Here is a 12923-nt window from a genome sequence, read left to right as displayed (position 1 = left end):
GACATACACTATGTCATACAGGAGGAATCAATATGCCCGCAATGGTAAGCACACGATTTGATACCGCCACCCTGGAACGGTTGGATGAGGCAGTCCATGCCTTAGGCCAAACCCGATCCGGTTTGATTAAGAATGCAGTGAATCACTATCTTGAATACCTGACTTGGTACTCAGCTGAGGTCCAAAAAGGACTGGATGACGTTGAAGCTGGTCGAGTCTTTTCCCATGAGGAAGTCGCCGACAAACTGAAAGGACTCGGCGTTGAACTCGATTAAGTGGACCGAGTCCGCTTATGCAGACCTGACAGACCTGATGGATTATTTCCGAAAACAGGGAGAACCGGGTGTCGGCAAAATGCTGGTTGCCAAAATCCACAAGGCGACTGGCACGCTCCGCACGTTCCCTCACGCAGGTCGGGCAGGACTGCTGAAAGACACCAGAGAACTGGTCATCCCTCATATTCCTTATTTTCTGGTTTATCAGGTGCAGCGGGATGTGGTTAATCTGTTGCGAGTCATGCATACGTCGAAGCTGTGGACGGGCAACATCCGGAACGAACATTTTTAAAAACAAAAATACGAGCTATTCCTTGATGCAACTGCCTGAAATTGAATGGAAAAATTGAAAATGTTTTCAAACAATGCATGGAATGATGCTATTTGCTGTTCTTGTTAGCGCCTATTCAACTCGAGCATACGCCCCTCTTGAGAACGCAGCGATATGCACCAGCATTGTCGTGGCGACACTACTCGCCAACGTCTGCCGTGTTCCTTCAAATTAAGGCACCAAGCTTATTCAACAAGCACAGACTAAAACCAATCTTTTCTCAAACACAGCTTATACACATCATTAATCAGTGATATCAAATGCTTTGGTCAACAGCAGGTTGGTCAAATGGTCGACCACCAAACGAAAAAGGCCCGGTCAGTTTTCACTGACCGGGCCTTTTCAATATCAAAGTGGTGGAGCTGGAGGGAATCGAACCCACGACCTCTTGAATGCCATTCAAGCGCTCTCCCAACTGAGCTACAGCCCCACGTCGTTGGGAAGTCAGTGTTTATACAAGCGGCTGGCGGATGTCAACAGGGAAGATGAAAAAAGTGAAAATTTCGGGAAGATTGATTCGGATGTTTTCTTGTCGTAAGAAATACGCACGGTTGGGAATGTCCCGATCGGAGCGAGAAACAGCGGGGTAACATGGGGCCGATTTTCAAACGCATAGCCGTCAAGATGCTCTGGATGATCGTGGTCTTTCTGGGCATCACGGTCATCAGTTTCTGGGTCATTCATCTGGCTCCGGGCTCTCCCACGGACTTGCAGACCACCCTGAATCCCGAGGCCGGGGCAGAGGCGCGGTTGCAGCTCGAAAAGCTGTACGGACTGGACAAGCCCCTGCACGTCCAATACTGGGACTGGCTCCAGCGGCTGGCAAAACTGGATTTCGGGCAGTCCATGTCCGGAGACCATCGGCCCGTGTGGGACAAGATTCGCGAACGGCTGCCCCTGACCTTCGGCATGAACGTGGCCTCCCTGATTCTGACCCTGCTCATTGCCGTGCCCGTGGGCGTGGCCTCGGCATGGTGGCGGGGCGGGGCGTTCGATCGAATATCCACGGTGGTGGTGTTCATCGGGTTCGCCATGCCCGGGTTCTGGCTCGCGCTCCTGCTCATGCTCTGGCTCGGCATCCACTGGCCCGTGCTGCCCATCTCCGGACTGACCTCGCTTGGCTACGAGCACATGTCTCCGGTGCAGAAATTCTGGGATCTGGCAAAACATCTGATTCTGCCCATATTCATCTATACATCCGGAAGCTGGGCCGGGATGTCCCGGTTCATGCGTTCCAGCATGCTGGAAGTGCTGCGGCAGGACTTCATCATGACTGCGCGGGCCAAGGGATTGCACAGCCGCACCGTGCTGTTCAAGCACGCGCTGCGCAATGCGCTCATGCCGGTCATCACTATTCTGGGCCTGTCCGTGCCGTCCCTGATCGGCGGGTCCGTGATCATCGAATCCATATTTGCCCTGCCCGGACTGGGCCAGCTCTTCTATCAGGCTGTCATGGCGCGCGATTATCCGCTCATCATGGGCAGTCTGGTGCTCGGGGCCGTGCTTACTCTGGCCGGGAACATGCTGGCCGACCTCGGCTACGGGCTGGCCGATCCGCGCATCCGCGTGGGCAGCGGGAGGCGGTCATGAAACGCCGTCCGTTGAAGCGACAATCGCCGTGGTCGCGTCACGCCCTGCTCATCATCGGGCTGGTCATCGTGGGCGTGATGAGTCTGGCCGCATTGCTGGCTCCGTATGTCGCGCCGTACGATCCCAATGTCATCGATGTGAATGCGCTGCTGGCCGCGCCCGGTCCGGATCATCTCATGGGCACGGACGCACTGGGCCGGGACGTGTTTTCCCGCATCCTGTTCGGTGGCCGCGTGTCCCTGTGGGTCGGGTTCGTTGCCGTGGGCATTGCCACGTCCATCGGGCTGTTTCTGGGCCTTGTGGCCGGATATTTCGGCAGGCTGGCGGACGAGGTGATCATGCGACTGGTGGACATCATGCTCTGCTTTCCATCCTTTTTTCTCATACTCGCGGTCATTGCCTTTCTGGAACCGAGTCTGACCAACATCATGGTTGTCATCGGCCTGACCGGATGGATGGGCGTGGCCCGGCTGGTGCGTGCGGAAACCCTGTCCATCCGCGAACGGGACTATGTGCTGGCGGCCCGAGCTGCCGGGGCCGGACCCGCGCGCATCATCCTGCGCCACATCCTGCCCAATGCCGTGGCCCCGGTGCTGGTGTCCGCCACGCTCGGCGTTGCCGGGGCCATTCTGGTGGAGTCGTCCCTGTCCTTTCTGGGGCTGGGCGTGCAGCCGCCGGACGCGTCGTGGGGCAACATGCTCATGGAGGGCAAGGAAGTGCTGGGCATTGCCTGGTGGCTGTCCGTGTTTCCGGGGCTGGCCATTCTCTTCACCGTGCTGGGATACAATCTGCTGGGCGAATCGCTCAGGGACCTGCTTGATCCGAGGTTGAAACAATGAGCGACATTCATGTGCGCGAAGCGTCCGAGTTCGATGTTTTCGCCATCGAGGAAATCATGCGCGCCTCGTTCGAGGCTTCCTATGCCCATTTCATGCCCGAACAGTATGTCCGGGAATTTTTCGATGAAAACCGGGCGGCCAAGGTGGCGCGGTCCGGCTGGAATTCCGTGGCCGTGGCCGAGATCATGGGCCGCATCTGCGGGTTCGTGATGTATCAGGACAATACGGTCAACGAACTCTGGGTGCATCCGGACGACATGGGCAGGGGCGTTGGCTCCGCACTGCTGGATCATGCCGAGGAGCGCATTCGGGAAAAGCGGTTTCCCACCGCGACCCTGTACTGCTACGAGCCCAATGAAAAGGCGTTGGCCTTCTACGGGAAACGTCGCTACCGCAAGACCTCGTCCTTTCCGTCCACCGATGTTGCCGGAGGTCCGGTCACGGTGCTCACGCTGGTCAAGATGCTCAAGAGGAAATAGACGCAATGACTGGGCGCGGGACAGAGCTGGTTCGCATTGCCGTCCTTGTCCTGTGCGCGGTGATCGCGATTCCGGGCCTGTGCCGGGCTGACGGGCCGGGTACGATCCGGGTGTCTCCTGTCGTGCTGGAATCCTCGCGACTTGCGGTGCGTGAAAATCCGTCTCTGTCTGCGTGGAAAGGGCTTCTGTCCGACCGCGTTCGCGCCATGCGCGCTCCGGCTCGGGCCGTGGTCTTGCAGGGGAGTGCGGCCGTGGAACCGCATGCCTATGAACATGATGCTGACAGGCCCGGGCTGCTGGCGCTGGCTGACAGCGTGGAGATACTGGCACTTGTCCATTGGCTTGCCCGGGACGAACAGGCCGCAGGCAAGGCGTCGGGGCTGCTCTGGGCGTGGTATCTGGACTCCCTGACCCGCATGATCCCGCGCATGGACGCGCTGCCCGACCCGGAGGAGGCGGACGCGATCATGCGCACGCTGGACGCGGCCCGGCTGATTCGATCCTCGCAGGCATGGACCGACGCGGACCAGCGCAGGCTGGGCTCGTGGTGCGGCGCGTTTCTGGACTGGCTGGAACCAAAGCTGGCAGAAGCCGTACCCGGGGAGCGGGCGTGGCTCGACGCGCTGGCCGGGATGCTGGCCGTGTGCGCCGGACGGAATTCCGAGGCGGAAGCTCTTGTTTCCCAAGGCGTGGTCGTGGCTCTGGAACGCATCAATCCCGATGGAAGTCTGGGCAGCGAATTCGAGGCCGATGATCTGCGGGAACTGGCGGGCATGGGCGCGCTGTTCTGCGTGGCCGAGTCCTGCGGCGTGAATGCATGGGACATGGCGCTGCCGGGCCGGGGCACGTTCCGGGCGGCTCTGGATCATGCCGAAAGCTCGTCAACCAAGGAGGGCCAAGGCCTGCCGGGGCTGGCCGGGAAATTTCCGTCCCGGGCTGTCGCCGGGCTTTTCCGCCGGGCCGCGCTGGTGTATGGTCATGAGCGGTACCTGAATTTCCCGGACGCGATTCTTCTGGAAGCGAGCGACCGGAACCTGACCCATCTGGCCTATTAGCAGCCTTTCAAGGACGGCAAGAACATGCTGGAACTGTTGCGCATTCGTGATCTTGCGCTCATCGAGGACGTGGAACTGGAATTTTCCACAGGCATGAACACCCTGACCGGCGAAACCGGAGCGGGCAAGTCGTTCATCATGCGCGCCGTGGATTTTCTGCTCGGCGAACGCATGGACAGGAAACTTGTGCGTCCGGGCAAGGATAAGGCCTCGGTCGAGGCGCTTTTCGTGTTGCCCGAGGGCGAAACCGTGGTGCGGCGCGAGCTGTCCGCGGACACGGGCCGTAGCCGTGTGTACATCAACGATACCCTGAGTTCCCAGACTGCCATCCGCAATCTGCGGTCCCGGCTGGTCATCCATACTTCCCAGCACGGCCAGCAGAAGCTGATGTCCCCGGCGTTTCAGGCCGAGATTCTTGATTCCTTTCTGCCGGATCAGTCCCTGCTGAAGCGGCGTGCCGAGGCTCTGGCTGCAGTCAATGAGGTGCTGGAGCGCAAGCGCAAGCTGCTGGAAAAGTGTGAGGACATCGAAAAGCAGCGCGAATTTCTGGAGTACCAGAAAAAGGAGATCGCCCGGGTCGATCCGCAGCTCGACGAGGAAGATGACCTTGAGGAGCGCAAGGGCGTGATCAAGGAGCGCGAACGCGCGGGCGAGTGCCTGCGCAGTGCCCTTGACTGCATTCACGGCGATGCGAACATGCTGGACAGCTTGTCCCTGCTTTCCCGGGAGCTGGGCATCATTGCGCGCATGTTCCCGGAGTACGAGGAGGATGGCGCGGCCGTGGAGGAATTCCGCATCCGGCTGCACGATCTTGAAAACCGGCTGCGCAAGGGACCGGACGATCTTGGCGAGCCGCGCGACGGCATGTCGCTGGACCGCATCGAATCCCGGCTGTTCGATCTGGCCCAGCTCAAGCGGAAGTTGCGTCGCGGTCTGAACGAAATCGTGCGGCTCAAGGACGAGATCGACGAATCCCTGTCCTTTCTGGATGCCTGTGCACTGGACATCAAGGCGCTGGGCAAGGAAGAGGAAGCGGCTGCCAGAAAACTGGGCGCGGTGCTGGTGGAACTGAACAAGGCACGGAAAAAGGCGGCCAGGGAGCTTTCCATTCACATCGTGGATGAGCTCGCCGATCTGGGCTTTTCCGAGCACGTCAAGGTGCTGTTCGAGTTCGACCCGCGTGAGATTTATCCCGGGCTGGAGGACATGCGCGGCAGGCTCATGTGGATTCCCAACCCGGGCCAGCCTGCCCAGCCTCTGGACAAGATCGCGTCCGGCGGTGAACTTTCCCGGTTCCTGCTCGCGCTGGTCACGCTTCGCGGCGCGTCCGGTCAGGACCCGGATGCCCTGCCCACCCTGATCTTCGACGAAGTGGACGCGGGCATTGGCGGCATGACTCTGGGAGCCGTGGCAAGGAAGTTGCGCACACTGGCCGATCGGCAGCAGATGCTGCTCATCACCCACTGGCCCCAGCTTGCCGGACAGGCCGACCGCCATTTTCGCATTCTCAAGGAAGTGGTGGACGCCGAGACCTACACCCGCTGCGAACGGCTGGAAGGAGAGCGCATCGGCGAGGAGCTGTCGCGCATGGCCGGAGGCGGGGAGCAGGGCCGCGCATTGGCCGAAAAACTGCTGAAATAGTCGGCTTGCCCGGAGTCGGGGGTGGCGCTATATCCGTCCCATGCAGCACCAGTACCCAACGCATTCGTCGGATTTTTTCGCGGACCAGTCCGTTCCGTTTGCCATCCATCCGTTTTCCAAAGGCACGGGCTGTCCGGTCACGGATGTGGATGAACTGCATCTGAACGATTTCCATGTGATCCACTACGTGGTCGGTGGCGGTGGACAGTATCTGGTGGATTTCGAGTCCCACGACATCCAGCCGAATTCCCTGTATTTCGTGTCTCCGGGGCAGCTGCATTTCTGGCGGCCCGACAATGAACTCGACGGATTCGTGCTGCTCTTTGCCGAGGAGTTTCTGCTTGCCCCGGACGCCCCGGTCGGTAGCCGGTTCGAGTTGCGTTTCTTCCATGGGCCGGCCCGGACTTCGCGCTTTCCGGTCCCTCGGGATCAGGCCGGAATCATCGAGGACCTGTTCCGCAGGATGCAGAACGAATTTCATGCCGGAAAAGCGGGATATGCCTCTGTGGTTCGCGCGTTTTTCCATGTGCTCATGGTGCATCTGCAACGCATGGCGTCCGAGAGCCGGGGGCTGAACGATCTGGGCCGCGAGCCCGTGCTCGTGCGTCGTTTCCGTCGGCTGGTGGGAGAGAATTTCGCTGCCCAGCGTACGGTGCAGGAGTATGCCCGGGACCTCGGGGTCAGCGTGAGCAGCCTGAACAACACGGTCCGGGAAAGCACGGGCCTGACCCCGGCACGCATGGTTCGGGACGAACTCGTGCTGGCGGCCAAGCGGCTGCTTGCCCATTCGGACAAGGGCGTGGCCGAGATATGTTTCGAGCTCAATTTCGAGGATCCGTCCTATTTCGGCCGGTTCTTTCGGCGCGAGACCGGACTCACCCCCTCTGCCTTTCGCGAGAATCTTCGCCAAAAGTACCATCATTTTGTTCGTTAGTGCCTGTGCCCGGCTCCGGTGAGCAACTACCTTCGGATGATCAATTTCTGACGGAGGTTTGTCATGACGCTCAGGGAAATCGGCGAGGCCGTCGAGAAGATCGGCTGCCTGACCATCACCACTTCGGACCAGGGAACCCTGCACAGCCGCATCATCCACTTGTGCGGCTGGGATGACGAGGGCATCTATTTTCTGACCATGAACGTGAAACCGTTTCATCGGCAGCTTGTCGCATCCGGGCAGGTGGCCCTGTGCGGCATGTATCCGTCCAGCCGGGCCACCGGGCGCAATGCCGTGGGGCAGCCTGCGTTTCCTCCGGGCTTCACCTTTCGCCTGACCGGGGAGGCCCGGGAAGTGCCGGAAGCGGAAATTCGGGAAAAGGCCGCAGCCGGAAACCGCATTTTTGCCTATGCCCTTGAGGACGCAGCTCGCTATCCTGCCATGCGGCTCTTCCGTATCCACAGGGGCAGGGGAGAGATTTTCGACTACGATTTCGAAATGGAGCATCGCGACCACAAGCTGCTGCGCACCCGGTTCGCGTTCGGCGGGGAGACATTTGCCGAGCCTGGCTGCGTGATCACGGACGAATGCGTTGGCTGCGGCGCATGCGCGGACGTCTGCTCGTTCAAGGCCATCGAGCCGGGCGAACCCTATCGCATCAACGGTGCACGCTGCGACGAATGCGGAAGCTGCATGATCGCCTGTCCGCAGGATGCGATCCGCATGCCGGACACCCTCTGATTGTCGCATCGTCACTTTTACAAGGGCATTGCGGAAAGGTGCCAGCCATTTGGCAACCTGTGCCTTCAGCGGTTGCGCCAGTTTTCCTGTCCTGCGTTCCGGCTACTGCGGTTGCCGATCCGTGGGGCAGGAAGCGACAGGGAGGAATGACATGAAGCGGTTTGTGGCGGTGTTTGCTTGTCTGCTGTTTTTTTCATTGATTGGCAGCGCCCTTGTTCAGGGCGAGTTCAGGGACGATCTGATCGGAGAGTCCCGTGATTGCGGCATGACCTTTTTCATGAATTTCATGCTGCCGGGCTTCTACAGGTAGTCGCGCCGGGCACGGAAGGACAGCGGGGGAACTCATGGGGGTTCCCCCTTTTTCGGGTTTGCATCCCTTGACGCGTTGGCTTATGTGCGTCTGGATCGTTCGAACGCGATCCGGTCATCATCTTTTTCCCGCAACAACGAGGATGCCATGCGGTTCATACATCACGCCTTCACTGATCCGGCCTTCAATCTGGCTGCCGAGGAATGGCTGCTGCGCAATGCCGAAACCGACGTGTTCATGCTCTGGCGCAATGCTCCGGCCGTGATCGTGGGCCGGAACCAGAATACGCTTTCCCAGATCAGCGAATCGTTCGTGCGGGAACGCGGCATCCCGGTGATCCGGCGGCTGACCGGGGGCGGGGCCGTGTTTCATGATCTCGGCAATCTGAATTTCACCTTCATCAGTCTGGGGCACGAGACCCCGGCGCTGGATTTCCGGCGGTTCACCGAACCCGTGATCGCGGCCATGCGGACCATGGGCGTGGACTGCGAGTTCGACGGCCGCAACGACCTGACCATTCAGGGAAGGAAATTTTCCGGCAATGCCCAGCATGTCCTGCGGGACCGGGTGCTGCATCACGGCACTCTGCTGTTCGCCTCGGAAATCGCGGACCTGTCCGGCGCATTGCGCGTGGATCCGGAAAAATATCGGGACAAGGCGGTCAAGAGCGTGCAAAGGCGCGTGACCAACATTTCCAGCCATCTGGTCGAGCCCATGAGCGTGACCGAATTCGCTGGCAGGCTCATGACCCATGTGGCCGGAGGCGCACCTCTGGGCGATCTGGACCTGCGTGCGGACGAGATTCGGGACATCAATCGACTGGCCGATTCCCGGTATCGCACCTGGGACTGGAATTACGGGGCGTCGCCCAAGTACGGGTTCACCCGCTCCACGCGCACGCCCGGCGGTCTGCTGGAGGTGCACATGGAGGTGCGGGACGGCATCATTGCCGGGCTTCGCCTGTTCGGGGAATATTTCGGCGTTCTGGACATCGCCGGGCTGGAGGATCGGCTGATCGGCTGCCGTCACGACCGGGAGGCCATGGCGGAGTGTCTGGCTGATGTGGATTTGGATCAGTACATGCGCGGCGTTGATCTGCCTGCGTTCTTCGACTGTCTGTTCTGATTTTTCCTGAAGGCAGGAAAGGGAACAGGGCCGCTCCGGGAATGATTCCGGGGCGGCCCTGTGCTGTTTTCGAGGGGGATCGGGGCGTTCTATTCGCTTTGGGGACAGTAGCGGTCCCAGCCCATGAGTTGGGCGGCCCCGGCAATGGTGGTGCCGTAGAACAGGGCTCTGGCCCCGGTCAGTGCCTTGCCGGAAATGTCGATGAAATCGTCGATGGAGCCGTTGGCAAGGGTGGTGCCCGTGATCAGAAGCAGGTCGGCCCAGGCAAGGGCCTCGCCCGCGGTTTCCGGTCCTTCGATGAACACGCCGCGTTTGACCTGCCCCACGTTGTCCGGATCAAGGTCCAGAACGCGCAGTTCGAAGTCCTTGTGCAGGGCCTGAATCATGGCGGGCTGGAATCCCACCTGCGTGATCTTCGGCGTGCCGTAGTCGGCGCGGATATGCTCGGCGATCTTGTCCGAACATTCGCGCGGTCCGGTGTTGCGGCAGTGGATGGTGTGCCCGGTCCGGCCCAGACTGGCCATGGACGCATTCAGCGCGGCCACGAACACGGAACGATGGAAATTGGTGTCCAGAGGCAGTTTCGCGATTTCGCCGAGCGTGGCCGTATGTGCGCCGAAGTCGTCGGTGAACGCCTGACCGCGCGCGTCGCGGATTCCGGCTTCCATGAGCCGTTCCTTGCCCTTCTGGATCGGGAAGTCCTTGCCCTCGGGATTGCCGATGGCCTGTTCCACGGTCAGGGGGCCGGTGACCACCTGTACGCTCTGGTCGAGCATGTCCTCTGCCGTCCAAACAGATACGGCCCGCTCGCGGACCGCTTCGAGAATTGCGCTCATAGTCTTCTGCTTCCTTGAGTTACACTGCGGACATCCGCTTGAGCGCGACAAACACGCCGAGGGACATCACGCCTATCAGGCACGACAGGACAATGGCCCTGTCGAACTCGCCGCTGAACACGGCGTTGTAGATTTCCAGAGACAGGGTGTTGGTCTTGCCGATCACGTTGCCGCCGAGCATCAGGGTCATGCCCACTTCGCCGAGGCTGCGGCCCAGAGCCAGCAGCCAGCCCGCGATCACGCTGCGCCGGATGTTCGGGAGCAGTACCAGCACGAACGTCTGCCATTCGTTCTTGCCGAGAACATAGGCGGCCTCGGCAAGCTGTTTTCCACGGCCGCGCAGGGCGGCTTCCACCGGCTTGACCATCAGGGGCAGTCCGGCCACCACCGAGGCCAGAACAACCCCGTGAAAGCTGAACACCAGCTCCAGTCCCGTGGCCCGGGCAAAGGCGCTGTCCCTGCCCAGCAGCAGGAGCAGGGCGAAACCCGTGGCAATGGGCGGGAACACCAGAGGCAGGGTGACCAGAAAATCCACTGCCGACCGCATCCACGATTTGCCGTGCGCCAGATAATACGCCGCAAGCAGGCCGAGGACAAGGATGATCGATCCGGCCACTGCCAGCACCTTGAGGGTGAGCAGAACCGGACCGATGGTGCTCGGAGCCTGAATGATTCCCAGCCAGTCCACGTTGCTACAGTCCGTTGGCCCGGATGATCTTCTGCGCCTTGTCCGTCTTCAGAAAGCGGTAGAAATCCTGTGCCTGCTTCGGGTGGGATGCATTGGCAAGCTGTCCGGCCATGATGAAGATGGGCTTGTACGTTTCGTCGGGAATCACCACGTAGCCGCCGAGGGAATCGAGCACGTTCAGGGTGTGCGTCAGATTCATGAACCCGAGATCCACCTCGTTGAGGCTCAGATAGGAAAAGACCTGCGGGATGGCTGCGACTTCCACGAGACGGTCTCCGACTCGGGCGTCGAGTCCGGTATGCTTCAGGTACTGGGCGGCTGCGCGACCGTAGATGGCCTTGTGCGGATCGGGTGTGGCCACGCGTTTGGCGGCTGCGGATTCGAGCATTGCCGCGGGATCGATTCCGCCCTTGAAGGATTTGGACCAGGCCAGAACCAGCTTGCCGCGTCCGAGTTTCATTTCCTCGCTGAAATCGAGCTGGGCGCGGGTCAGGAAGAAGTCCGCGCCAATGACCAGATCGACGGCCCCGCTGTTCCTGGCCTGAGCCGTGACCCGGCCCATGTTGCCGTACACGAGTTGCAGGCTGTTCCCGGTCTCGGCCGTATAGGCCCTGGCAAGGGCATTGACCATTTTCTTGTAGCCGCCGCCCGCCGCGAGCACGGCCTGATCCGAGGCAAAGGCGGAACCGGCCGCGAGCAGGAAGACGAAGGTCAGGCAGAGTATCTTTTTCACAGGGAATTCTCCATTGCGGGTTGGGAGTACATGGCGTGCGCAATGCGCATCTGGCAGTCGAACCAGTTCGGGGAAACCTGACCATGGTCCACGGCAATGATGTCGTCGCCCAGATATTCGGCTTCCTCCAGATCGTGGGTCACATGCAGCACCGGGATGTCCAGTTCGCTCTTGAGGTCGCGCAGTTCCGCGCGCAGTTTGCGGCGCGTGGCCGCGTCCAGAGCAGAGAAGGGTTCGTCCAGAAGCAGGAGCACGGGTTCGCGGGCCAGCGCCTGACAAAATGCCGCGCGCTGACGTTCGCCGCCGGAAATCTGATCCGGCCGCTTGTCCGCGAGGTGGCGGATGCCGAACAGGTTCATGAGGCTGTCCACGCGTTCCATGTTCGTGGCGGCAAAGGCCACGTTTCTGCGCACGGTGAGGTGCGGGAACAGGGTATATTCCTGAAACACCAGCCCCAGCCCGCGTTTGCGTGCCGGAAGGAAGGCATTGGTAGCCGTGTCCACCCAGCAGGTGTTGCCAAGGCAGATGCGTCCGGCGTCCGGCCGCTCCAGCCCCGCGATCATGCGGATGAGCGTGGTCTTGCCCGCGCCGGACGGGCCCACGATGGCCGTGAGATTGCCGGCCCGGCACTGGAAGTTCACGTTCAGATCGAAATGGGAAAGCTGTTTGCGAACTGCCACGGACAGGGTCATGACCGCCTCCGATTCAGTTTGTTGATGACCAGAAGAACCGCAAAGCTGATGGGTACCAGTGCTGCGGACATGCGGAACGCGTCGTCGAAGCGCAGGGCTTCCACGGCCTCGAAGATGGCGATGGACGCGACCTTGGTCTGGCCCGGGATGGACCCGCCCACCATGAGGATCACGCCGAATTCGCCCAGACTGTGGGCGAACACCAGAATGGACGCCGCAGCCAGACCGCCGATGCAGTTCGGCAGGACCACGCGCAGAAACGTCTGGGCCGGGGTGAGGCCGAGAATGGCCGCATTTTCCAGCAGTCTGGGGTCGAGCTTTTCAAAGGATGCTCTCAGGGGCTGGACCGCAAAGGGCAGGTTGAACACGAGGGAGGCCAGCAGGATACCGGCAAAGCTGAATACCAGCCTGCCGCCCGTGGCAGCTTCCCACGAGGAACCGATGACGCCCTGGGGTCCCAGAACCACAAGGAGTCCGAAGCCCAGCACAGTGGGCGGCAGAACCATGGGCAGGGACACCAGAGCGTCCACCGCGCTCTTGCCCGGAAACCGGGCGTAGGCCAGCAAGGCGGCCACGGGCGCGGCGACTATCGGAATGATCAACATTGTCCACAGGGCCAGTTTGGCCGAGAGAAGAAACGGTTCCCAGATCATG

The 12923-nt window shown here is 60.8% G+C and carries 16 protein-coding genes and 1 tRNA gene; 11 read left to right on the top strand and 6 right to left on the bottom strand.

Annotation, left to right across the window (positions count from 1 at the left end):
• Positions 1-32 precede the first annotated feature (32 nt).
• Both MPN23_RS09035 and MPN23_RS09030 read left to right on the top strand, forming a co-directional pair.
• Positions 33-275: a CopG family ribbon-helix-helix protein gene (locus tag MPN23_RS09035; protein ID WP_243543885.1), complete on the top strand. Its 243-nt coding sequence runs from the start codon at positions 33-35 to the stop codon at positions 273-275.
• The gene (locus MPN23_RS09030; RefSeq protein ID WP_243543884.1) at positions 262-567 is read left to right on the top strand and encodes a type II toxin-antitoxin system RelE/ParE family toxin; all 306 of its coding nucleotides are present in this window, start codon (positions 262-264) and stop codon (positions 565-567) included. The genes MPN23_RS09035 and MPN23_RS09030 overlap by 14 nt, the downstream gene beginning before the upstream one ends.
• Before the next feature lie 393 nt (positions 568-960).
• Here MPN23_RS09030 and MPN23_RS09025 read toward each other — a convergent pair.
• A tRNA-Ala gene (locus tag MPN23_RS09025) sits at positions 961-1036 on the bottom strand.
• A 161-nt stretch (positions 1037-1197) separates the two neighbouring features.
• On the opposite strand from MPN23_RS09025, the gene MPN23_RS09020 reads away from it, so the two are divergent.
• From MPN23_RS09020 to lplA, 9 genes are all read left to right on the top strand, one after another.
• The gene (locus tag MPN23_RS09020) at positions 1198-2196 is read left to right on the top strand and encodes an ABC transporter permease (protein ID WP_243543883.1); all 999 of its coding nucleotides are present in this window, start codon (positions 1198-1200) and stop codon (positions 2194-2196) included.
• A complete protein-coding gene (locus MPN23_RS09015; protein ID WP_243543882.1) occupies positions 2193-3035 on the top strand; it encodes an ABC transporter permease in 843 nt (280 codons plus the stop codon). The genes MPN23_RS09020 and MPN23_RS09015 overlap by 4 nt, the downstream gene beginning before the upstream one ends.
• Positions 3032-3514: a GNAT family N-acetyltransferase gene (locus MPN23_RS09010; protein ID WP_243543881.1), complete on the top strand. Its 483-nt coding sequence runs from the start codon at positions 3032-3034 to the stop codon at positions 3512-3514. Before MPN23_RS09015 ends, MPN23_RS09010 begins: the two co-directional genes overlap by 4 nt.
• A gap of 5 nt (positions 3515-3519) precedes the next feature.
• On the top strand, positions 3520-4569 hold the full coding sequence (locus MPN23_RS09005) for an alginate lyase family protein (protein ID WP_243543880.1): 1050 nt from the start codon (positions 3520-3522) through the stop codon (positions 4567-4569).
• Between the two features lie 24 nt (positions 4570-4593).
• Complete coding sequence (locus MPN23_RS09000; protein WP_243543879.1) at positions 4594-6210, top strand: DNA repair protein RecN; 1617 nt, start codon at positions 4594-4596, stop codon at positions 6208-6210.
• Positions 6211-6250: 40 nt separating this feature from the next.
• Entirely contained in the window at positions 6251-7144 is an 894-nt protein-coding gene (locus MPN23_RS08995) for a helix-turn-helix domain-containing protein (RefSeq protein WP_243543878.1), read from the top strand.
• 63 nt (positions 7145-7207) lie between these two features.
• Complete coding sequence (locus MPN23_RS08990) at positions 7208-7885, top strand: 4Fe-4S binding protein (RefSeq protein WP_243543877.1); 678 nt, start codon at positions 7208-7210, stop codon at positions 7883-7885.
• Between the two features lie 151 nt (positions 7886-8036).
• Positions 8037-8195, top strand: a complete 159-nt coding sequence (locus tag MPN23_RS08985) for a hypothetical protein (protein ID WP_243543876.1) — start codon at positions 8037-8039, stop codon at positions 8193-8195.
• A 147-nt stretch (positions 8196-8342) separates the two neighbouring features.
• Positions 8343-9320: a lipoate--protein ligase gene (gene lplA, locus MPN23_RS08980; RefSeq protein WP_243543875.1), complete on the top strand. Its 978-nt coding sequence runs from the start codon at positions 8343-8345 to the stop codon at positions 9318-9320.
• A gap of 89 nt (positions 9321-9409) precedes the next feature.
• On the opposite strand, the gene MPN23_RS08975 is transcribed toward lplA, so the two are convergent.
• Genes MPN23_RS08975 through modB form a run of 5 tightly spaced genes read right to left on the bottom strand, consistent with a single transcriptional unit; the run spans position 9410 to position 12922 of the window.
• The gene (locus MPN23_RS08975; RefSeq protein ID WP_243543874.1) at positions 9410-10156 is read right to left on the bottom strand and encodes a Rossmann-like domain-containing protein; all 747 of its coding nucleotides are present in this window, start codon (positions 10154-10156) and stop codon (positions 9410-9412) included.
• A gap of 19 nt (positions 10157-10175) precedes the next feature.
• Positions 10176-10844: a molybdate ABC transporter permease subunit gene (locus MPN23_RS08970; RefSeq protein ID WP_243543873.1), complete on the bottom strand. Its 669-nt coding sequence runs from the start codon at positions 10842-10844 to the stop codon at positions 10176-10178.
• 4 nt (positions 10845-10848) lie between these two features.
• A complete protein-coding gene (gene modA, locus MPN23_RS08965; protein WP_243543872.1) occupies positions 10849-11577 on the bottom strand; it encodes a molybdate ABC transporter substrate-binding protein in 729 nt (242 codons plus the stop codon).
• Positions 11574-12269, bottom strand: coding sequence for an ATP-binding cassette domain-containing protein (locus MPN23_RS08960; RefSeq protein ID WP_243543871.1), 696 nt, complete (start codon positions 12267-12269; stop codon positions 11574-11576). The genes modA and MPN23_RS08960 overlap by 4 nt, the downstream gene beginning before the upstream one ends.
• On the bottom strand, positions 12266-12922 hold the full coding sequence (modB, locus tag MPN23_RS08955; RefSeq protein ID WP_243543870.1) for a molybdate ABC transporter permease subunit: 657 nt from the start codon (positions 12920-12922) through the stop codon (positions 12266-12268). The genes MPN23_RS08960 and modB overlap by 4 nt, the downstream gene beginning before the upstream one ends.
• Position 12923 lies beyond the last annotated feature (1 nt).

The sequence above is a fragment of the Pseudodesulfovibrio tunisiensis genome (assembly GCF_022809775.1).
In the GTDB taxonomy this organism is placed as follows: domain Bacteria; phylum Desulfobacterota; class Desulfovibrionia; order Desulfovibrionales; family Desulfovibrionaceae; genus Pseudodesulfovibrio; species Pseudodesulfovibrio tunisiensis.
Note: the sequence above shows the minus strand (reverse complement) of the source record. Positions and strands in the feature narration are given on the sequence as shown.

Coding starts and splice junctions, on each gene's coding strand:
- MPN23_RS09035 (WP_243543885.1), top strand. CDS start 33: ATGCCCGCAATGGTAAGCACACGATTTGATACCGCCACCCTGGAACGG.
- MPN23_RS09020 (WP_243543883.1), top strand. CDS start 1,198: ATGGGGCCGATTTTCAAACGCATAGCCGTCAAGATGCTCTGGATGATC.
- MPN23_RS09015 (WP_243543882.1), top strand. CDS start 2,193: ATGAAACGCCGTCCGTTGAAGCGACAATCGCCGTGGTCGCGTCACGCC.
- MPN23_RS09010 (WP_243543881.1), top strand. CDS start 3,032: ATGAGCGACATTCATGTGCGCGAAGCGTCCGAGTTCGATGTTTTCGCC.
- MPN23_RS09005 (WP_243543880.1), top strand. CDS start 3,520: ATGACTGGGCGCGGGACAGAGCTGGTTCGCATTGCCGTCCTTGTCCTG.
- MPN23_RS09000 (WP_243543879.1), top strand. CDS start 4,594: ATGCTGGAACTGTTGCGCATTCGTGATCTTGCGCTCATCGAGGACGTG.
- MPN23_RS08995 (WP_243543878.1), top strand. CDS start 6,251: ATGCAGCACCAGTACCCAACGCATTCGTCGGATTTTTTCGCGGACCAG.
- MPN23_RS08990 (WP_243543877.1), top strand. CDS start 7,208: ATGACGCTCAGGGAAATCGGCGAGGCCGTCGAGAAGATCGGCTGCCTG.
- MPN23_RS08985 (WP_243543876.1), top strand. CDS start 8,037: ATGAAGCGGTTTGTGGCGGTGTTTGCTTGTCTGCTGTTTTTTTCATTG.
- lplA (WP_243543875.1), top strand. CDS start 8,343: ATGCGGTTCATACATCACGCCTTCACTGATCCGGCCTTCAATCTGGCT.
- MPN23_RS08975 (WP_243543874.1), bottom strand. CDS start 10,156: ATGAGCGCAATTCTCGAAGCGGTCCGCGAGCGGGCCGTATCTGTTTGG.
- MPN23_RS08960 (WP_243543871.1), bottom strand. CDS start 12,269: ATGACCCTGTCCGTGGCAGTTCGCAAACAGCTTTCCCATTTCGATCTG.
- modB (WP_243543870.1), bottom strand. CDS start 12,922: ATGATCTGGGAACCGTTTCTTCTCTCGGCCAAACTGGCCCTGTGGACA.